Origin of the sequence: Nostoc sp. NMS2, from assembly GCF_017115105.1 — a bacterium.
Lineage (GTDB): Bacteria > Cyanobacteriota > Cyanobacteriia > Cyanobacteriales > Nostocaceae > Nostoc.
Map to the genome: position 1 here is coordinate 36,705 of NZ_JABXKH010000060.1, position 21,062 is coordinate 57,766.

Genomic DNA, 21,062 nt, shown 5'->3' on the forward strand with positions numbered 1-21,062 from the left:
ATCGGAGACGCTGCGCGTAGCTTGCTTCCACGAAGTGGTACGGCATAGCAACGCTGTGAGCGAATCCGCGTACTCCTACAGGGATCTTGTTAGCAAGAGCGTCTTGTAGAAAGCATCTTGATTCTGACTCCTGAATTCTGAATTCTGAATTCTTCTTCAAACTAATTCTGTATTAAGATGCGCCAAACTAGCGGTTGGCAATTGCGTAGCAAACTATGCTTGCAGCACAAAATTAGATGCAGTGAGAGTTGGCGCACCAGTTAGAGTCGCAAATAGTCCACCGCTACCAAAACCAGCCGCGCTGCCATTTTGATTGTAGAACAACTCACCACTCACAGAATCGTAGACAATTTTTGCCGTGCTACTCGCTGCTGAACTCGTGATTTTCAAATCACTGGCGTTACTAAAACCAGTTCCGGCAGCAGAAGTAATTGCACTAAAGGTAGTCTTACTCAGTACAATCTTGTCACCTTCGCTGCTTTTGAAGTCAGCAATTGCATCAACACCAACAAAGTCAGCATTGCTGTTGTAAACGAAAAAGTCAGCACCGACACCACCGCTCAGAACATCATTGCCTTTGCCACCCACAACAGTATCATTACCTTCTCCACCAATGAGAATATCATCGCCTTCACCGCCCCGTAATAGGTCATTTCCACTATTACCATTGATGATGTCATTACCTCCTTGACCATTAATCACATCATTGGAGTTGTCAAAACCCGCGACGTTATTGTTCAGGTCATTCAGAAAGGTGACGGTATTCTTGTTAAAGAGATTAGTTTGAGTCGAATTGGCATTGAAGACATCAAAACTGTCAGTTATACTGGTTTGTCCATCAAACAGGATATTACCAATAGCAGGTTGTGAACCATTTGCTGGCAGATTATCCAGATTTTCTAATTGGAAGTTTTGCAGGATAACTTTGGTAGAAGCTGCATCTAAAAAGGTGAGTTCTAAGTTATTAGCATTTTGAGTAAGTTGCAGATTTCGGGCAGTTAAACCACTACCGATAAATTGCAATGTATCTAGTTGCGTAATCACCGTTGCTGATGGATTTGAGCCTTTACCAGTACCAGCAAAATCAGTGATAGTGTCGTTCCCATCACCAAGGCGGAAGACAAAAGTATCATTCCCCGCAACGCCTGTGAGAATATCATTGCCCTTGCCACCAGCGATCGCATCATTTCCTGGAGTGCCAGAAATGGTATCGTTTTGGTTAGTGCCAGTAATCTTAGTGCCAACTGCGATCGTAACCGTAGCAGTACTAGTCAGGCTACCATCGCTAATGGTGTAGTTGAAGTTGGCATTGCCACTCAACCCATTAAATGGCGTAAACACAACGAAATCATCCGCCGAGTTGCCCGGTGTGCCGTTATCATTTAGCACAGCAGTACCGTTAGTTACATCGCTTACAGCAGTAATGCTGAGGTTACTGTTATCGCTGTCGGTATCATTAGCCAGTAAAGTCCTAGCGAGGATGGTAGTAGCAGTATTAAAACCAGCAGTCAAAGTATCATTGACGGCAATGGGTGCATCGTTGACGGGTTTAACGTTGAGCTTAAAAGTACTAGTAATGCTACCGCCATTGCCATCAGCAACAGTGAAAGTGAAGCTGTCAGTGCCATTGAAATTGGCATTGGGGGTGTAGATGAAGAAGTCGTCACTGGGGTTGTCTGGAGTGCTGTTGTCGTTGAGTGTTAGTGTGCCGTTAGTGGGGTTAGTGAAGTTGCTAATGGTTAAGGTATCGCCATCGATATCTGTATATCTACGTAGGATATTTCTAGCAAGGATGTTAAGGGCGGTATCTTCGTTAGTGCTAGCGGCAGTCGGAAAGCCAAACACTACGTAGCTCTTCCCGGCAAAAAGCTGACCGTTGGGGGAGGCCTCTGGTGCCCCGATAATCAGGTCATCAAAGCCGTCGCCATTGATGTCCCCCGCACTGCTGACAGAACTGCCTGAGCTGTCACGGCTATCAATGCCATTAATCACAAAGCCGTTGCTGCCATCCAGGGACGAAAGGTTAAGACTGGCTCCAAACCCATTACTGCTGCCAAACACTACGTAGCTCTCCCCGGTACGATTCTGACCGTTGGGGAAGGCACCAGATGCCCCGATAATCAGGTCATCAAAGCCGTCGCCGTTGATGTCCCCCGCACTGCTGACAGAACGGCCTGAGTTGTCATTATCAATGCCATTAATCACAAAGCCGTTGCTGCCATCCAGGGACGAAAGGTTAAGACTGGCTCCAAACCCATTACTGCTGCCAAACACTACGTAGCTCTCCCCGGCATTATCCTGACCGTTGGGGGAGGCGCCTTGTGCCCCGATAATCAGGTCATCGAAGCCGTCGCTATTGATGTCCCCCGCACTGCTGACAGAATTGCCTGAGTAGTCACGACTATCAATGCCGTTAATCACAAAGCCGTTGCTGCCATCCAGGGACGAAAGGTTAAGACTGGCTCCAAACCCATTACTGCTGCCAAACACTACGTAGCTCTCCCCGGCATTATCCTGACCGTTGGGGGAGGCGCCTTGTGCCCCGATAATCAGGTCATCGAAGCCGTCGCTATTGATGTCCCCCGCACTGCTGACAGAATTGCCTGAGTAGTCACGACTATCAATGCCGTTAATCACAAAGCCGTTGCTGCCATCCAGGGACGAGAGGTTAAGACTGGCTCCAAACCCATTACTGCTGCCAAACACTACGTAGCTCTCCCCGGTACGATTCTGACCGTTGGGGAAGGCACCAGATGCCCCGATAATCAGGTCATCAAAGCCGTCGCCGTTGATGTCCCCCGCACTGCTGACAGAACTGCCTGAGCGGTCATCTGCATCAATGCCGTTAATCACAAAGCCGTTGCTGCCATTAAGGGACGATAGGTTGACACTGGCATCAAACCCATTACTGCTGCCAAACACCACGTAGCTCTCCCCGGCTCCGTCCTGACTGTTGGCCTGTGATGCCCCGATAATCAGGTCATCGAAACCGTCGCCGTTGACGTCGCCCGCACTGCTGACACTGCCTGAGAAGTCACCCGAATCAATGCCGTTAATCACAAAGCCGTTGCTGCCATTAAGAAACGAGAGGTTAAAACTGGCTTCAAACTCAGTACTGCCGCCAAACACCACGTAGCTCTCCCCTGCATTTAACTGACCGTTGGGGGAGGCACCAGATGCCCCGATAATCAGGTCATCAAAGCCATCGCCGTTGATGTCTCCCGCACTGCTGACAGAACGGCCTGAGAAGTCAAGGCTATTAATGCCGTTAATTACAAAGCCGTCGCTGCCATTAAGAGAGGAGAGGTTAAAAACTGAAGCAACTTTGGGTGCATCATTGACTCCATTAATGGTCAAGTTGACGCTAGCTGTATTAATCAAGCTGCCATTGTTGGTGGTGTATGTAAAGCTGTCAGTACCGCTTTTACCAACAGCCAAAAAATCAAATGAAGCATTCGGGTCGTAGGTCAAGCTGCCATCAGCATTAAGGGTAACTAAAGCACCAGAACTCAGGGTAATGGCAGTGCCAACAACAACTGTCCTACCATTGACAGCCGTCACAGTCTGGGAGTTGCTGTCGTTAGCTAGTATATCTATATTAAAGGCAGTATCTTCGTCGGTGGTCGCCGTGTCATTAGCCGCGACAGGAGGTTTATTAGTAGGTGTAGAAGATGCAAAACCAAAGACCACGTAGCTCTCCCCGGCACCAAACTGACTGTTGGGGTCGGCACGATATGCCCCGATAATCAGGTCATCAAAGCCGTCGCCGTTGATGTCCCCCGCACTGCTGACAGAACTGCCTGAGCGGTCATCTGCATCAATGCCGTTAATCACAAAGCCCTCGCTGCCATCCAGAGAGGAAAGATTGAAACCAGCACCGAAACCACTGCTGCGACCAAAAACCACGTAGCTTGACCCGGCATCATTCTGACCGTTGGGGGAGGCACGATATGCCGCGATAATCAGGTCGTCGAAGCTATCGCCGTTAATATCCCCCGCACTGCTGACAGAACTGCCTGAGAAGTCACCCGAATCAATGCCGTTAATCACAAAGCCGTTGCTGCCATCCAGGGACGAGAGGTTAAGACTGGCTCCAAACCCATTACTGCTGCCAAACACTACGTAGCTTGACCCTGCAGCAGACTGACCGTTGGGGGAGGCACTTGATGCCCCGATAATCAGGTCATTTATGCCGTCGCCGTTGATGTCCCCCGCACTGCTGACAGAAATACCTGAACCGTCACCGCCATCAATGCCGTTAATAACAAAGCCGTTGCTGCCATTGAGAGATGAAAGGTTGAAACTAGGTTCAAAGCCACTATTGCTCCCAAACACCACGTAGCTCTCCCCTGCATTTAACTGACCGTTGGGGTCGGCACTTGATGCCCCGATAATCAGGTCATCGATGCCGTCGCCATTGATGTCCCCCGCACTGCTGACAGACCTGCCTGAGTAGTCATACGCATCAATGCCGTTAATCACAAAGCCGTTGCTGCCATTGAGAGAGGAAAGGTTGAAGCTAGCTTCAAAACCACTATTGCTGCCAAAAACCACGTAGCTCTCCCCTGCATCACCCCTGCCGTTGGGGGAGGCAAATAGTGCCCCGATAATCAGGTCATCTATGCCATCGCCGTTGATGTCCCCCGCACTGCTGACAGAATTGCCTGAAAAGTCACGCCTATTAATGCCGTTAATCACAAAGCCTTTGCTGCCATTGAGAGATGAAAGGTTGAGACTGGCTTCAAACTCAGTACTGCTGCCAAACACCACGTAGCTCTTCCCTGCTCTCTCCTGACCGTTAGCGTAGGCAGTACTTGCCCCGATAATCAGGTCATCGAAGCCGTCACCGTTGATGTCTCCGGCACTGCTGACGGAAAAGCCTGAGCGGTCACGATCAATGCCGTTAATTACAAAGCCGTTGCTGCCATTGAGAGATGAAAGGTTGAAACTAGGTTCAAAGCCATTACTGCTGCCAAACACCACGTAGCTCTCCCCTGCCCCAACGGTCAGTTTGGAGTCGGCACTTGATGCCCCGATAATCAGGTCATCGATGCCGTCGCCGTTGATATCCCCCGCATTGCTGACAGAAATGCCTGATTCGTCATCTGCATCAATGCCATTAATCACAAAGCCGTTGCTGCCGTTGAGATCAGATAAATTTAAAACTGCATTTGCCATTATTGTTGATTCTCCAAGTTATGTTGTTTATCGAGTTTAGAAACGTGAAATTTCATCTCTAGACTCATCCCATCGTCACCATCCGCCGAATTTCATCACTCTTAAAGCCGATCGCCATTGGACGACGCACCCCTGGTAGTGCCACCACGTCGTATAATTCCAGTACGGCTCCCTCTATTCGCAGGGAATGCACAATATCCCCAGTCCGCAGGTCAATCACCAGCAACCCACACCGAGGTTCAACGTTTTTTTGTTGCAATTTCTCATCTAGGGGTAAACCACTAAAAGTCTTGTTGTGCCTGGGCTGAGAAATTCCCACGATCGCAAAATTGCCATGAAATGCACAACCACGCATATATCCTGGACAAAAAGCTACGGGTTCAAAGCTCCCTCTTTCCAAATCTACGTAGCCAAAATCTCCTGTCCCAGAGTTGAGTAACCACAATTTGTCTCGATACCAGCGAGGAGAATGGGGCATAGAAAGCCCCTTAATTACTATCTCGTTACAAGTCACATCAATGACGCAACCACCATCAGCCCGTCTGTCCCGCCATCCCTCCGCCGCATCTGACTGACTAACAACAGTGACATATCTGGGTTGACCATCTCGCATTGCTAACCCGTTGAAATGACACCTGTCTTCTGCTGCCAATTTACTAATAAAGGGCGGTTGCCACAAGGGAATGAAACTATGGGTGGAACTAACTTTGGCTAAACAGCTAAATAAGGTATTGACAAATATCAGATTCTCTGATTCATTTAAGCCACCACTGGGAATTTTGCCGTTTGGGAATGGGGCATTACTCAGGGCGATATCGTGAATGTCTAAGTCTCCGGTAACATAACTTATCTGGGGCAAATAAACAGCATCGTAGTTGTCGTGAACTTGTCCCGGTTGGAGGATGTTTTCAAAGCGCCACAGTTGATAAAGCGAACTCATATACAAACTGCTGCCACAGGCATACAAACCCATGCAGCGTTCAAAGGTGCGCTCGAATACTGATAGTTTGCCGCTAGGTTGCAAACCAATGAAAAATAATTTACCTGCTTGATATGTGGTGAAAGCTAGACTGAGATTCTGTTCCAACAACCAAGGGGTGAACTGCCGTGAGGCATTTATTTCTAAGCTATTAGTTGGAGTTACAGGATTTTGATTCATTTTTTCTACGAGGGAGGAGGATAAAAAATTATCCTATCCCGATGTAGGTTTTTTGCCTCTTCAATTATCTCTTAAGTAGAATCACATAATCTGCTTTACCAACTCTTGAAGATCCAATTTTTTGTCAAATCTTATACATTGTCAAATCAACATCATATTAACTTTATTCTTCGTCGGAATATATTTTGTTTGCTGATTAAATTTGATAAAAATGCATTTTCTTCTTGTGCTATAAATCATTTTATGGTAAATACTTTTGCGGAAATTACATAAGTAAATTTTATCAATAGAAGCTGACGACACCCTCGCGTGAGCAAAAATCAAGTTCATGCAAGCTTTATATAAGGGATTTCCAAGAAATAAATTTAGGACTTATGCGTTAAGTCTGAAATGTAGAGGCAATTCATGAACATTGGTCTCAACTTAACGTGAAACCCTCGCAATGGCTTTATACCAAGTCCACTCAACTACTAATCATGCCCTCGCAACCCCACCCCGCTTTTGTCTAGCGACAAAATCTCCCCTCCCCGTGAACGGGGAGGGGATTAAGGGGAGCCAGTGCGGTCTTGGGGTCTCCCCAAGTGGAGCATCTGGCGTGTGGGGTAAAATGACTGGGAATGAGCTTCCTGACTTAAGTTGACACCAATGGTGCGGACACCCATCCCACAAGAAAATTTGGGATATTTTTTATTTGTCAGTCCTTTAACTGCCATATTTGAGATAAAAATAATTCTGGAAAATCCCGTCCGGGTCATACTTACGCTTGAGGGCGAAAAATTTAGCAGATTGTGGATAAGCTCTACGAAATTGTTCAGGTGTGGCATGAAGACGATAGGGCAGATAATACCTGCCACCAACTGCTAGGGCTGCCTCAATCAGTTTTTGGGTCATTACCTGCATCTTTGCTTCCGCCTCTTGGGTGCGTTGCTGATGAAACAGCATCACCAATCCAAAAACTTCCCGGTTGGCATATCTGAGAAAACTGTCGTTATCTTGGTGAACATTTCGCACCGTAACATTGAGCAAATCTGCCTTGGACTGGGGAATAATGAGGCGACACTTCTCTAAAAAAGCTTCCAGAGATTTAGGGGGAATAAAGTACTCATGCAGGATGTCAGTCTCTGCCTGGTGACGATTCTCAAATAAGGTGGAGGAACGGTTGAGAATCTGGTTTCTCAAAACCTGGTTTCCGGCTTCTCCCCCAACGATTTTTTCTAGTTGCCAGCGCAAGTTTTTGCCATAGTCACTGCCAATGCTGCCACGGAAAACTGTCCGAGGTAATCCAGACTCTGGCTGTTTTTCTAAAGAAACAATAGCGTGAGTTGCTTGAGGAACTCGGTGATAGGTGGTGAGAATAGCTTCTTTTAAAAAGCTTTCTGGTGCAACAGAAAGTCTACCGTATGCCATACCAATATTGCCTACACTATCTACCCGTTGCTGATAGGTATTAATATAGTTCTCGCTCTTAATCACGAACCGTTCAGCTATATACGTCTCATTGGGTACTACTCTCAAATCAACGTCAAGAATGATCCCGAATAGTCCGTAACCGCCTAAAACTAGAGAAAATAACTCTGGATTTTGCTGTCTGGAACACTCTACAACCTTGCCACTTGCCAGCATTAACCGGAAACCTTCAACAGTGCTAGCAAAGGGGGGACTATTATGTTGCCAGCCATGAGCATTGGCACTCATCGTACCACCAACAGAAAAATCGTTGTTGGACTGCATCACGGCGACAGAATAGCCACGTTCATTTAGGTAAGGAATAACATTAGACCATTTAGCTCCTGATTGTACTGTCAGAATTTTAGTCGCCGGGTTGAATTGCATCCGGTTTAAGTGGAGCATATCGAGGGAGATGCCCTTAGCATACAGAGTGTGACCACCCATAGTATGGCGTGAACCCGCGATCGCTACTTTCTGATCTTGACGTAAGGCATCTCTAAGTACAGACTGTAATATCACCTCAGCAATTCCAGGCTGACTTTTAACCTGCTTAATTGTTACCTGTGTCTGGTTCAGGTGACTGGCATCATCAACTGTGCCGATAGCCAGAGGTTGACGGTCATCGCGATCGCTCCAGGCTGTTAAAGTCAGGTGAGTAACTGGTCTAGCAATGACTGTCAGGGCAATAGTGGTAGTTGCCAGAAGGACAAGCAGAATAATCTTCAGTCTGCTATTTAAGAATTTACTGCGGTAGGAATGCATAACTTGGATTGAGGGGGCAAAATAGAAAACATGACGATTGAATCCGATTCCTCTAATCTACCAACCCCAGAACCAGTCCCCGAAAACGACTTGCAACCGGATGACTTTGACGGTAGTTCAACTGAGAAAAACCTAAGCTCAGAAACGCTCGCGACACAACAAGCACTAGCGGCGATCGCATCTTTGCAATCTCCGCAACATACAAATGCTCTAAAACTTGCCCTTTCTGACTTTAAGCAACCCATTACCAGCCAATTCACAGTTAAGCCAAGAGCATTGCTAATTACTTTAATCGCGATCGCTATCACCTTCATTGGAATTATCCTCAATAACTGGATTGTTGGCATTATTGGAACGCTGATAACTTTGCTGTTATCCCTGGCGATATTGTTGCCTTGGTTCCAAGAAGTTTTAGATGAGTGGTTTTCAGCCCAAGAACGCACCCTGTTTGTGGCCTTTTTGGGATTACTAGTAGCCATCATCGGCTTGATCCGGTTCACAGGTGTGGGCGATCGCTTACTTGTTTTAGGACGCAAAATTAACTGGGATATTGCTGGAACCCTAGCAGATTGGTTTGGCGCTTTGGGGCAAATTCTCATCGCCATCATTGCCGTTTATGTGGCGTGGCGACAATATGTTATTTCCAAAGACTTGACAATTCAGCAAAACCTGCTCACAGTTCAGCAAAATATTATCACCCAGCAACAGACAATTGATTCCTATTTCCAAGGCATTTCAGACTTGGTGTTAGATGAAGAAGGATTATTAGAAGATTGGCCCCAAGAAAGAGCGATCGCTGAAGGACGCACTGCGGCAATTTTAAGTAGCGTTGATGGTAGTGGGAAAGCGAAAATTCTCCGCTTTCTCTCACGTTCCAAGTTGCTCTCACCCCTAAAACGCGATCGGTTATTAGGTCGAGCCATTCTCGATGGCACTGGCGGATATGCAGAAGACCGCCTGGAAGGTTTGCGTGTCATCGATTTAGGTGTAATGCTAGCCGCAGCAGACCTTTCCGGTACTGATTTACGTTGGACTGACCTCAGCGAAGCTAATCTTGTCCGCGCTAACCTGACTGGTTGTGACTTAGTAAAAGCCAACCTTTCCCGCACAATTTTATATAATGCTAATCTCGGTGATGCAGATATCAACGGCATTCGCCTATTCTACGGTGTAGTAGATAAAGCATCACCCCGCAGTCGAACCCAACCACCAGATTATGAAACCGGTGAACAAACTGGCGCTGTAGTGGAAAATGCCGATTTCAGCAATGTGCAACGGATGTCTGAATCTGCACGTTGCTACTGTTGCACTTGGGGTGGCGAAAAAACTAGAGGTACTATTCCTGATGGTTGTGAAGGTATTCCTAATAAATTGGGAAGATAGGTTGAAGAAGAATTCTGTTCAATAAAAAATTAGTTAGCCGCATTAAAAATCTGCTGTGCAGTTAAATTTAATTGGGGAAAAGTAGGTGATGAAATCGCTGTGTTGCCTTGAAAAGGTGTCATTTGATATTCGCCATCAACTAATTCGCATACAAAAATAGTGGGTTGTTTGGGATTGCCGATGAACTTTCTTGCACCCAACGCAGCATAATCAGCAATCCAATATTCGGTAATTCCCATTTCTTCATAATCTCTAAATTTATTGTAGTAATCATCTCGCCAGTTGCTTGAAACAATTTCAATAACTATTGGAACTGATGCTGCTTGGCTTACTGTTGACTGTTTTTGAAAAAGCGGTTCATTGTTGAGATTATCAAGATTTAGCAACAACACATCAGGCGAATAAGCGGATTCGGCAGAAGGAGTTTTGACCAATGCGGTTTTGGGAATTCCGTAGGGGAAATTAAGACGATCAAACTCCACGGTTAATTTCCGCGACAAAAATGCAATAACTTTCTCATGCGCTCCGGTTGGGGGTGGTATTTCAACAATTACTCCTTTGTGCAATTCATAGTGTTTACCATCATTGGGATACCATTCAATAAATTCATTGAAGGTGAGTAATTTGGGCAACGCTTGGGTCATAATCTTACCTCCATATATGTTTTACATTATCATGCAATAAATATTGATTTTTAATTGAGAAAATTCGCGTTTTTGTTGTATATATTCAATTGCAGATTGCAAGGCATTTAAACCGTAGAAGCACAGAGAAGCCAGTGCGCCCTTGCGGTTCCCTGACTTGTTCGCGTAGCGTCTCCCCCTGGGAGAAGCAACTGGCGTAGCGCTGAGAAAAAATAAGAGATTTTACAAGTCATATTGAAAGGGTTAGTTATACCAATTTTTGATTACCTTTAAGCACTGTAAATATTTATCCCCAAATAGCGCCACATGTTTCTCAATTTTTAACTATAGCGTCCCGCAACAAATATCTGTTCTGCGGTTAAATTCAGGTCGGGAAATGTTTGGGAAATGAGGCGTTCTGTTCCCCTAAACTGCTGTCCTTCATAAGTTCCATCGACTAACTGATAAATCGTGATTACAGGTTCTTTGGATAAGCCAATGTAGCGTTTGCCTCCTAGCCCTAGATAATCTGCGATCCAATACTCCGCAATGCCTAAAGCTTCGTAGTCTTCCACTTTCCGGGCATAGTCATTCTGCCAATTAGTACTAACAACCTCTACTACTAACTTTACAGACTTGCCTAGTGTAATCACTGGCTCAGTTCTCCATAATGGCTCATTCGCCAAAGCTGTCTGATCGAGAATCGCAACATCGGGTCTAAAGGCTGAATTTTGACCTAATGGTTTAATCAGGCATTTCATGGGAATAAACCAAGGCAAGTTGAGCAGATCAATTGCTACGTTAAGCTTACGATTAATTAACCCAGCAACCTGTTCATGAAGTCCAGTGGGTTCCAAGTCGATTAGTTCTCCATCAATTAACTCGTAGCGTATATCATCCAGATAGCCAGCAACGAATATCTCAAAGCTAATAGTACCTGTATTAACAGTGGCTGAGACCATAGAGATTGATCCTTCCAGGTTCAGAACTAGAGCAAGTATTGCTGCTCTTGATTATTCTAACTATCTTTGATTAGGCAATTGACTAATATGCTTCAAAATCTGGAGTACACTATACAACTCATTGCCCCGGTTACGGACATCAAAAATATCTGAAGTGGCATAGCGAGGAGCAGAACTTTTAAGCAGTTTAATGAACATAAAACTGCCACCAGAAGTAATCATGCCAAATACTACATCTTGTGACTGGGGAGCAGCCAACATATATGCCAAAATTTGGTCAAGTCCTGCTTCTACAGAATAAGCAACCTGTTTTGACTCAATGACTGTTACCCAGAAATTTTGATTTAGAAGTAAGAAATCAATTCGTCCTTTAATAATAATTTGGTTATCTTGTGTTTCAATCTCAATAGATTTCTCTAATTTGAGGTGAAAAGGAGGTAAATAAAACTTGCCAATGAATAGCAGTGGCGATAAAACAGTTGTGTTAACTGTATTTTCTAATAAAGGCGGATAATTCCGTAAATTTAAGTAACCTACCTTTATTTGATCCAATAGCTGCTTTTCCAAGTTTGTGAGTTCTGATAGGTTCTCTTGCCACTCTCGAAAGAATTCTTCCGAATCAACTAACTCTAATCCATAGAGCAATATTAGTTGCTCTAGTGTGACGTTTTCCGCAGCCAGAGTTTGAGTCATTGTGTTAATCAAGTAGTAGAAAACCTACCAGTTTAGTAATTATTGCTTTCAGGTAGGGTGAGAATTTCAACGCCATCTTCAGTTACAGCTAAGGTATGCTCACATTGAGCAGATAGTTTGCGATCGCGCGTTACCGCAGTCCACTTATCGCTGAGAACTTCGACTTCGTAAGTACCTTCATTAATCATTGGCTCAATAGTAAAAACCATCCCCGGTCTGAGGCGCTTGCCTTTACCGCGAGTGCCATAATGGGGAACATCCGGCGCAGTGTGGAAAATGTTACTGATGCCGTGTCCAACGAAATCCCGCACTACAGAAAAGCCTTGCCCTTCAGCATACTCTTGAATGGCTGCACCAATATCGCCAATCCGTCCCCCAGGTTTAACTTCAGCAATCCCCAGGCGCAAACACTCCTGTGTCACCTCTACCAGCTTTCTCGTTTTTGGGGAAGGAGTGCCAACAAAGAATGTTTTGGATGTATCGCCATGATACCCCTCAACAATCGGCGTTACATCAATATTAATAATGTCACCGTCTTTGAGAATCTGCTTGGCATTGGGAATGCCATGACAGATTACCTCATTGACGCTGGTGCAAATCGATTTGGGATAACCCTTATAGCCAAGAGGTGCGCTTTTTGCTCCATGCGCTTGCGTCCAACGTTCGGCTTCATCATTTAGTTCTAGTGTGCTAACCCCTGGCTTCACAAACGGTTCGAGATGCTGGAGAAGTTTAGCTGCTAAACGCCCAGCTTGACGCATTTTCTCTATTTCTCGTTGGGATAAAATAACAATTAGTTCAGTTTTCATTAACTTTTATCTAAAGTATCTTTCATAAACATAGTTAACCCTGTCTGTGCCGCTCTTTGGGCAGCATCAGCAACCTTTAAGGTATACAAACTCTCCTCTGGGGTAACGTACAAAGGAGTGCCATCAAAAAGATGGTCTAACACCATACTTGTGTCTTTGGCAAACAAACCCCGGCGAGGGCCAACCTCTATAGATGTTGTTTCCCCTGGCTGGATGAAAATTCCTGTGTCGCCATCAAAAACTAAACCACCTTTTTCTCCGTGAACTTCAAACTTGCGTTCTGATTGCCAAATACTTTCGCCTTTGCCATACACTACTTGGGCTAAAAGTCCATTGTTAAAGCAGATTTGACTAGTGCAAAAACAGGTTTGGTAATATTCCGGTTCTATTTCCCAATATCGCTGATGACAGTTAACAGTAAATACTGTACCAAATAAATCGATGAGGCGATGTAGGCGAGACAGCGCTCCAATTAAGGGAAAACCGAACAACTCGTGGTTATAAGTCCATTTACGAGGTGCAGGATTTTGGGGATTGATGGTGCTGTAGCGAACATAAAACACTTCCCCAACTTTGGCTAAGTTTTGCTTCAAGGCTTGATGCAAACCACCCAAAAGTTCTAGGTGTTCTACGTGCAAGAGTTTTTTTTGTGCTTTGGCTAAAGCTATCAGTTCCTCTGCTTCGACTACATCCAACGAAAGGGGATACTCTATAATTACGTGTTTGCCATTGGTAAGTGCTGCACGAGCGATCGCACCATGATCTCGATTAATAGTGCAAATCACCACCAGGTCTACATCTTCACGCTCTACTAGCTCTTGCCAAGAACTCAATGCTTCAATCTGGTAGTCTTTGACAAAGGCTTCTGTTTTTTCCGTGGTATGACCAACAGCTGCTATTAACTGCGATCGCTCATCATGGAGCAATGCTTCAGCCCGGAACTTTGCCGCATACCCAGTACCCACCAAACCTACACGCACTCTTGCTTTTTCCAAAGCTGCTCCTGAATTATACATGATCCTGTTATAGAAAAAATTCGCACAAACTCATTATGTAACCTACTTACAAATAGGTTTTTCTTCGTCTTGAAATTTTCCGAGTTGTTGCAGGAAGTTTCTTGACTGTCTTGACAAAAGTCCGATTTTATGGGTAAAAAAGCTTGATTGCAAATTTAAATAACATCAAATTTAATCATATTTCCTTAGACATAAGATAGTTTTTTATTATCACAGCCTAACTAGGGCAGTAAATACATAAATAAAACTTATCGGGATTAAGCAACTAAATTTCATTACTAATCGGGTTCAATTTCGAGTTACATCGTTTAATTTTTCTCGTAGTATCAGAATTGAAGCAAATATAAACTAGCGGCTAATTCCAAAGAACAGCCGCGACCTTTGGCTTAAGATAACTTATACTGCCGTTCACAAAAGAGAGGATTACTCAATGCCAAGTTATAAAGTGACACTAATCAACGAGGCTGAAGGGCTGAACACAACCCTTGATGTTGAGGACGATACCTATATTCTAGACGCTGCTGAAGAAGCTGGTATTGACCTGCCCTACTCTTGCCGGGCTGGTGCTTGCTCTACCTGTGCAGGTAAACTCGTAAAGGGTACTGTCGATCAGGGCGATCAATCATTCTTAGATGACGATCAAATAGAAGCTGGATATGTACTGACCTGTGTTGCTTACCCAACTTCTGACGTGACAATTGAAACTCACAAAGAAGAAGAACTCTATTAAGAGCAAAACTAAATAGCTAAAAACCTATTTCTATTGGTGATTATAGTTGTTCAACATCTGGACTGAGCGATCGCCAAACGTATCAATGTTGCAAGGCTAAACATCAAGTTGTGTGTGCCTCTTAAAGCCACTTTGACGAAAAGCCTGATTTCATGTTGAGCAGGAACACTAATTTTACCGTGTTCCTGCTTAATTAATTTTTTGAGTTATGGAATTCCCTTTTTGCCTTTTGTTGACTCCTGATTCCTACCTCAAGATAGAGGCAGGAGGTAGGAGATAGAAACTTTTTCTATCCAGTTTTGAGTCAAAAAGCAAACTGCTGTAAAGAGCGATTAGCTTAGAGTTTAATCTCTTTGTTGAGAATTTGAATCTGAGTACCAGGATAATAAAATTGGAGAATTTTGGGACTTGACCAACCTAGTTTTGCTAGATTTTGAGCGCCAGTTTGACTCAACCCAACTCCATGTCCTAATCCACCACCAATAAAAGCGTATCCCCACAGTTCTGGTTTGCCTTTATTCAGAGGCTCTAAATAAAAAAGCGTACTCGTAGGAGCAGCAAAGGCACTGCGAACTTCGTCTTTGTGCAGAATAAAGGTGCTTTTATCGGTTTTAACCGCCAGTTCCAGGATGCGTCCACTCTCGCTTCGCTTCACCACTGCCATAGCCTGAATTGTCTTAAATTTGGCATGAGGACTGTTTTTTACCTGCAAAAATTTCTGCAAGTCCTTGATGATATCCTCTAAACGGGTTTCCTTGTGCCAACGAAAAGCATCCCATTTGCTCTCATTAAATCCCTGTTGGATATTAATAAATTTATGGAAGTTCTTTTCATTTGCCAAACTCTGCTTAGACAAGTTCCAAAAATTAGTCGCAGCATCTAGTACAGGACGCAAATAGGGACGGTCATCGCCATTCCAGACATCGCTGAAGGAAGCAGTAACACCACCTGTGGTGGAAGAATACAGGGCATCTACTAGTTCGTTTTTATAAGTTACTACTTTACCCCTGGTGGAAGCGATCGCTCGATCTGTTTTGGCAGCCGCTCCATTTAGCCCATAATAAACTTGGCAGTGAGTATCGGCACACAACTGATAGTTATCTGCGGCAAACCTGCGTAAATTTCTTAAAGCATAAGTCCGGGCCAGAATTGCTTGGGCTTCTAGCGCCGCTTTTGGTGCATCCGTTCCTATTTCGTAAGGCACAACCCCACGTAAATAAGTTTCTAAGGGGACTTGGTTAACTAGAGTGTATGTGCCGTAAGCATTTGGCTGCAAATTCAGTTGCCCAGCATAAAGACGAGCATTTTCTGGTTTTTCGCTTTTATTCACCCGAATCAAGTTTTTATCAGTGCTGATTTCCAAATCATTTGGGCTATAGCGTTTACCATCCACCACCCAACTAACTTGCGGCACTTGTTTTAAAACTTTAGTATCAAGATATACTTTTTCTTTAGTAGAAGCTTGGATGTTCTGTAATAGTAAGCGTCGCAGTAAAGGAGTGCTATAAACATCTCGTTTAGCCCAAACCTGCCAGCGTTCTGGCTGGGATATTTCCACTTCTATTCCCTGAGAACGCCATTTGTTAGCACTATCTTCCGCAGTTTCAAAAGTGCGGTATGTGCCTAAGACTACCATTTCTTCAACTGTGGGCTGGGGTAAAGCTTGCATGGCTGTTTCCAGCAATACGTGGTTCTTTGTCACCAGGATTTGCTGCTTATTGCCCACTTGAAATTTTAGCTTTAAGCGATCGCCTTTTGTGGGTTCCAGTTGCAGTTTAGCTGTAGGTTGTGAACCAAATCGCTGCACAATCCCAATTTTCAGTTCTATATCCTGGATATTACTCTCAGGACCTGATGCAGCAGTCAGTCCCAATAGACAAAATGTTGTCAGTACAGTGTGAGAAAAACGCCAAAACGAAAATTTCATGGCTACCTGATAGCAAAGCGATAGCGAGTAATCTCTCGTAGAGAGCGTTTTTTGCCCCCTAATGCGGCGTTGGAGCTTATTTTCCAATTGCTTTGCAGTGCGGTCTTTTTGTCGCATGAGCGCTCCAATGATACCATTACCAGTTTTGCCCCAAATATACATTGCAAAACGAAGTCATAACGACTATGATTTATTTAGAGACACAAAACAGAACTAGTTGGATAAACTCCTTATGGTTAGAGTCCAAGAAATTCCATTAAATCAGATAAAACGGCCATTGCCCCGTGCAAACGATCCAAATAAAGTGCAAGCCTTAATGGAATCGATTGCGGAGATTGGGCAGCAAGAACCTATTGATGTCCTAGAAGTAGATGGACAATATTATGGCTTTTCTGGTTGCCATCGGTATGAAGCTTGCCAGCGTTTAGGCAAAGAAACCGTTTTAGCCAGAGTTCGTAAAGCACCCCGCAGCGTTTTAAAGATGCACTTGGCATAGGGAATGGAGTGGGGAAGAGGCAGAGGGGCAGGGGCAAGGGTGCAGAGGAGAAAGATGTAATTATTGTATTCTCTCCCTTGCCCCCTGCTCCCCACTCCCCTGCTTCTTCTCGATGCCCAATGACCCATTCCCAATTACATATAACCTAATTAGGAGAAAATTATGTCATCAAAAGTAACAGTCAAAAATGTAAATATCGGCATTGACGAGGCGAGTAGGGCTAAAATTGCCGAGGGTTTATCTCGTCTGTTGGCTGACACTTATACACTTTATCTGAAAACTCATAACTTCCATTGGAATGTAACCGGGCCAATGTTCCAAACGTTGCATTTGATGTTTGAAACCCAGTATACAGAATTAGCCTTAGCGGTTGATTTAATAGCCGAGAGAATTAGAGCGGTTGGCTATCCTGCACCAGGAACCTACAGCGAATATGCCAAACTGAGTTCGATTCCAGAAACTCCTGGAGTTCCTAAAGCTGTTGAGATGATCCGCTTATTAGTGGAAGGACAAGAAGCCGTAGTCAGAACTGCACGGTCTATTTTCCCCGTGATAGAGGAAGTCAACGACGAGCCTACTGCCGATTTGCTAACTCAACGGATGCAAGTACACGAAAAGACAGCTTGGATGTTGAGAAGTTTACTGGAAGAATAAGAATAGGGAATAGGGAATAGGGAACAAACTTAATCGCCAATGCCCCATTCCCAATACTTCGGCTTCGCTCAGTACAAGTGCCCCATGCCCAATATCCAATGCCCAATGCCCAATACCCATCTGTTGCAAGATTTAATGCAACAGGTGGGTATTTCTAGTTTTAAAGCGCTCAGTCGCGCTGCTGGTGTTTCAGAGCGGCAAATTTTGCGGTTACGCCAAGGAAAGCTAGCGCAGATGCGGGTAGATGTGCTGCTGAAGCTGTCGCTAGTGCTACAGATGTCATTGAATGAATTAATCGCAACTTTTTCAACCGTAGAGTTATTACAAGAAAAAGCAGCGCCCAATCAGGAATTGTTACAAGAAATTACAGATTTAAGAAAAGAATATCAGCGATCGCAGTTTCAACTAGAACAGCAGCGAGAGATATTACTACAAGAACTCCAGCAGTCAACTTTACAACTGCTGGAGTCTTTATTATTGCAATGGCCTACAGCAGCACAGAAAGCCCAAGAGAATCCACAGCTAGCAGCAGTGAAAATAATACCGTTAGTGCAGAAACCTCTGGAAAAGCTTTTACAGGCGTGGGGAGTGGAAGCGATCGCACCAGTGGGAGCAGAATTACCTTATAATCCTCAACTACACCAACTGATGGAGGGAACTTCACTACCTGGAGAGATAGTCAAGGTGCGCTACACTGGCTATCTTCAAGGTGAAAAGCTGCTTTATAGAGCTAAAGTCAGTCCTGTTTGAGGGAGTTAGGGGTTAGGAGTTATAAATTCATAAGTAAGTTGGCGCGAAAAAATCCAAGTATGTTACGAAACGTAAATAGACTTAAAACCCTTGCTAATGACCCTTACGGGTGAGCCAGTCACTCATGGGGGAAACCCCCAAGACCGCGCCGCGCTGGCTCACCAATGACAACTTGCACTGAGCGGAGCCGAAGGGAGGACAAATGACAGCCTTAGCTAGTTAGCTTTAATTGCGCCGACCTACTTAACTCTTTACTTTTTGTGTTGTCTGTTGAAAAATGACAGATATTGGGAATACTAAAATTGCCGAGGCGATCGCCTCTGAGAAGTTCTGTTAAAGCGTTAGTGTAGGTTTAGGCTTACTTAGCGCTGTTGAAACCGAATTTTTCGCTCTAGAGCGGCATTCCAGAGATAAATTATTTCCATAATGTAAGTAATCGGACATAAATAAAAAAATATTTGGGAAATAATCTGAAAAGTCATAACTTCAGCTTGTAGAACAGTAGATAGCTACATCAATGAGATGGAACTAAGTTGGCGTTAAAAAATCAACATCTGTGATAAAACATAAAATCAGCGAACAGCTTGAAAATTGGTTATTCCAATGTTTTTACACAACTAAACATACATGGGTTTTATCATGCCAACTTACTTATCTTGTTATTTATAGTTAGTCTGTTTCTAGTAGAAAAAATATATTTAATTAAGTTAATATTTTTTTTATAATTACAAAAACCCCATATTTAAATACTTACAATGAATCTTTATCGATACAGATTAATTATCAATTATTGCTAAATGTTTAATGTTAGATTTTATTTTGCAAGCATTTTTAAATGCTCTATGATGGGTATATAATAGCGAAAATAGCGGCATCAGAGCATCATTTACACAAATAAGCGTGACATAATTATGAGAGAACAAGTAAAAGTTATTAAGCTCAGTGGCAATTTGAACGCCACAACTTCACAAGAATTTCGACAAAACGTCACTGATACTTTAGAAGGTGGTGCGAAAATTGTGTTAGTAGATTTTAAAGATGTAATATTTATGGATAGTTCAGGCTTAGGAGCTTTAGTGTTAGCCTTTAAAACCTTGCGGGCAGCAGACACTAAGCTTGTTCTCTGCTCAATTAATGAACAAGTCAGAATTTTATTTGAACTTACTAATATGGATAAAGTATTTGAAATATTCCCTAGCCAAGACGCATTTAATCAGGTTTTAGTCTCCAATACTTAATTAATCAAACTTAATTTGCAAAATAGATAAATCATCATCAAAAGCATCTTTGGAGTTCATAGCGATTAAATAACTCAGTACTCGTTCGAGTTGGCAATCAACAGGGTTTTGTAAGCTAACTAGTAGCTGAATAAAAGCATCCAAACTCCAAAGAGTGCCATCTGATTTAGTGATTTCATAAGCGCCATCACTAAAAATATAAAGGCTACTGAATTTTTCAATATTGCAAACTCTATCAACATATTTTGCTTCTGGAAACATCCCAACTGGCATACCGGGGGTTTTCAAGAGTTTAACATCAGACTTCCTCGGAGATAAACCAGTTATTAAAACTGCTGGCGGATGACCTGCGCTAGCATAAACTAATTGGCGGTTGATTCGGTTGTAAACTCCGTACCAAATCGTAAAGTATTTGTCATTTTGATAATTCATCTGGAAGGTATCATTCAAAGCCTTCAACACATCACTAGGCTGATAGTAATTCAGACTTTTGAGCGCACGAGAACGCAGCAAATTCAGCACTGAAACTGAGGGAAGAGTAGCTTTGAGTCCATGTCCCGCAGTATCGAGTAAATAAATTGCCAAATAATCGTCATCAAGCCAATAATAATCGAAACAATCACCCCCAAGTTGTCGTGAGGGAATGAATCGGAAATTTATATTGAAAGGTTCAGTCATAGGAAAAGGCAGCAGAGAGCGCACATATTCTGCTGCTTCTGACATTTCTGATTCTAAAAGCAACTTTTGAGCCTGCAAATCTCTACTCAATTGATGCAGGCGTAACCCTGCTCTTACCCGTGCTTGTAATTCATTATGCTCGATAGGTTTGGAAATAAAATCATCAGCACCAGCATCTAGACCTTTGACGCAATCGGCAACTGAATCTAAGGATGTTAATAAAATAAAGAATGTGGTGAAAAATTGGGGATCTGTTTTAATGTGGTGGCAGACTTCCAGACCAGTCAACCCCGGCATAATCCAATCACAAATAATTAGTGCTGGATGGCAAGCCAGCGCTTTTTCTATTCCTTCCTCGCCACTACTGGCAGTAACTACCTCATAACCCTGTTTTTCCAACATCCTTTTCAAAAGTGTTTTTATGGAATAATCGTCATCAATTATTAGTATTTGAAACATAGAAAGTTGCAGTAAACACTCATTAACAATTTGCTGTAAAAATAGAAAATCAAAACATAAGCAGATTGGCGCAATTAAAGCTAACTGGCTAACGCT

The 21,062-nt window shown here is 43.6% G+C and carries 17 protein-coding genes; 6 read left to right on the top strand and 11 right to left on the bottom strand.

Annotation, left to right across the window (positions count from 1 at the left end; translation table 11 throughout):
• Positions 1 to 213: 213 nt before the first annotated feature.
• The 4 genes from HWQ36_RS11645 to HWQ36_RS11660 all read right to left on the bottom strand — a co-directional run bounded on the left by HWQ36_RS11645 (position 214) and on the right by HWQ36_RS11660 (position 8,548).
• Positions 214 to 5,178 carry an Ig-like domain-containing protein gene (locus HWQ36_RS11645; protein WP_292702251.1) on the bottom strand — a complete coding sequence of 1,655 codons (4,965 nt, stop codon included), beginning with the start codon at positions 5,176 to 5,178 and terminating at the stop codon, positions 214 to 216.
• A 64-nt stretch (positions 5,179 to 5,242) separates the two neighbouring features.
• Positions 5,243 to 6,337: a TIGR03032 family protein gene (locus HWQ36_RS11650; protein WP_292702254.1), complete on the bottom strand. Its 1,095-nt coding sequence runs from the start codon at positions 6,335 to 6,337 to the stop codon at positions 5,243 to 5,245.
• A 545-nt stretch (positions 6,338 to 6,882) separates the two neighbouring features.
• The gene (locus HWQ36_RS11655) at positions 6,883 to 7,050 is read right to left on the bottom strand and encodes a hypothetical protein (RefSeq protein WP_292702256.1); all 168 of its coding nucleotides are present in this window, start codon (positions 7,048 to 7,050) and stop codon (positions 6,883 to 6,885) included.
• Positions 7,040 to 8,548 (bottom strand): FAD-binding oxidoreductase, encoded by a 1,509-nt coding sequence (locus HWQ36_RS11660; protein ID WP_292702258.1) that lies wholly within the window; start codon positions 8,546 to 8,548, stop codon positions 7,040 to 7,042. The genes HWQ36_RS11655 and HWQ36_RS11660 overlap by 11 nt, the downstream gene beginning before the upstream one ends.
• A gap of 30 nt (positions 8,549 to 8,578) precedes the next feature.
• Here HWQ36_RS11660 and HWQ36_RS11665 point away from each other — a divergent pair, with 30 nt between their 5' ends.
• Positions 8,579 to 9,931: a pentapeptide repeat-containing protein gene (locus HWQ36_RS11665; RefSeq protein ID WP_292702260.1), complete on the top strand. Its 1,353-nt coding sequence runs from the start codon at positions 8,579 to 8,581 to the stop codon at positions 9,929 to 9,931.
• Positions 9,932 to 9,960: 29 nt separating this feature from the next.
• Here the strand turns inward: HWQ36_RS11665 and HWQ36_RS11670 are convergent, their stop codons facing one another.
• The 5 genes from HWQ36_RS11670 to HWQ36_RS11690 form a co-directional block, all read right to left on the bottom strand.
• On the bottom strand, positions 9,961 to 10,575 hold the full coding sequence (locus HWQ36_RS11670; RefSeq protein ID WP_292702261.1) for a Uma2 family endonuclease: 615 nt from the start codon (positions 10,573 to 10,575) through the stop codon (positions 9,961 to 9,963).
• 320 nt (positions 10,576 to 10,895) lie between these two features.
• A complete protein-coding gene (locus HWQ36_RS11675) occupies positions 10,896 to 11,516 on the bottom strand; it encodes a Uma2 family endonuclease (protein ID WP_292702264.1) in 621 nt (206 codons plus the stop codon).
• A 60-nt stretch (positions 11,517 to 11,576) separates the two neighbouring features.
• Positions 11,577 to 12,209: a restriction endonuclease subunit R gene (locus HWQ36_RS11680; protein WP_292702267.1), complete on the bottom strand. Its 633-nt coding sequence runs from the start codon at positions 12,207 to 12,209 to the stop codon at positions 11,577 to 11,579.
• A 32-nt stretch (positions 12,210 to 12,241) separates the two neighbouring features.
• On the bottom strand, positions 12,242 to 13,018 hold the full coding sequence (gene map / locus HWQ36_RS11685; RefSeq protein WP_292702271.1) for a type I methionyl aminopeptidase: 777 nt from the start codon (positions 13,016 to 13,018) through the stop codon (positions 12,242 to 12,244).
• A complete protein-coding gene (locus tag HWQ36_RS11690; RefSeq protein ID WP_292702274.1) occupies positions 13,018 to 14,034 on the bottom strand; it encodes a Gfo/Idh/MocA family oxidoreductase in 1,017 nt (338 codons plus the stop codon). The genes map and HWQ36_RS11690 overlap by 1 nt, the downstream gene beginning before the upstream one ends.
• A 430-nt stretch (positions 14,035 to 14,464) precedes the next feature.
• Between HWQ36_RS11690 and HWQ36_RS11695 the strand changes: the two genes are divergently transcribed.
• Complete coding sequence (locus HWQ36_RS11695) at positions 14,465 to 14,764, top strand: ferredoxin (protein ID WP_292702277.1); 300 nt, start codon at positions 14,465 to 14,467, stop codon at positions 14,762 to 14,764.
• A gap of 337 nt (positions 14,765 to 15,101) precedes the next feature.
• Here the strand turns inward: HWQ36_RS11695 and HWQ36_RS11700 are convergent, their stop codons facing one another.
• On the bottom strand, positions 15,102 to 16,691 hold the full coding sequence (locus HWQ36_RS11700; RefSeq protein ID WP_292702325.1) for a SpoIID/LytB domain-containing protein: 1,590 nt from the start codon (positions 16,689 to 16,691) through the stop codon (positions 15,102 to 15,104).
• Between the two features lie 232 nt (positions 16,692 to 16,923).
• Here HWQ36_RS11700 and HWQ36_RS11705 point away from each other — a divergent pair, with 232 nt between their 5' ends.
• The 4 genes from HWQ36_RS11705 to HWQ36_RS11720 all read left to right on the top strand — a co-directional run bounded on the left by HWQ36_RS11705 (position 16,924) and on the right by HWQ36_RS11720 (position 19,829).
• Positions 16,924 to 17,187 carry a ParB N-terminal domain-containing protein gene (locus HWQ36_RS11705; protein WP_012410090.1) on the top strand — a complete coding sequence of 88 codons (264 nt, stop codon included), beginning with the start codon at positions 16,924 to 16,926 and terminating at the stop codon, positions 17,185 to 17,187.
• A gap of 162 nt (positions 17,188 to 17,349) precedes the next feature.
• On the top strand, positions 17,350 to 17,841 hold the full coding sequence (locus tag HWQ36_RS11710) for a Dps family protein (protein ID WP_292702287.1): 492 nt from the start codon (positions 17,350 to 17,352) through the stop codon (positions 17,839 to 17,841).
• A gap of 105 nt (positions 17,842 to 17,946) precedes the next feature.
• A complete protein-coding gene (grpE, locus tag HWQ36_RS11715) occupies positions 17,947 to 18,591 on the top strand; it encodes a nucleotide exchange factor GrpE (RefSeq protein WP_292702290.1) in 645 nt (214 codons plus the stop codon).
• A gap of 911 nt (positions 18,592 to 19,502) precedes the next feature.
• Positions 19,503 to 19,829, top strand: a complete 327-nt coding sequence (locus HWQ36_RS11720; RefSeq protein ID WP_292702292.1) for an STAS domain-containing protein — start codon at positions 19,503 to 19,505, stop codon at positions 19,827 to 19,829.
• Here the strand turns inward: HWQ36_RS11720 and HWQ36_RS11725 are convergent, their stop codons facing one another.
• Complete coding sequence (locus HWQ36_RS11725) at positions 19,830 to 20,966, bottom strand: SpoIIE family protein phosphatase (RefSeq protein ID WP_292702328.1); 1,137 nt, start codon at positions 20,964 to 20,966, stop codon at positions 19,830 to 19,832.
• Positions 20,967 to 21,062: the final 96 nt, after the last annotated feature.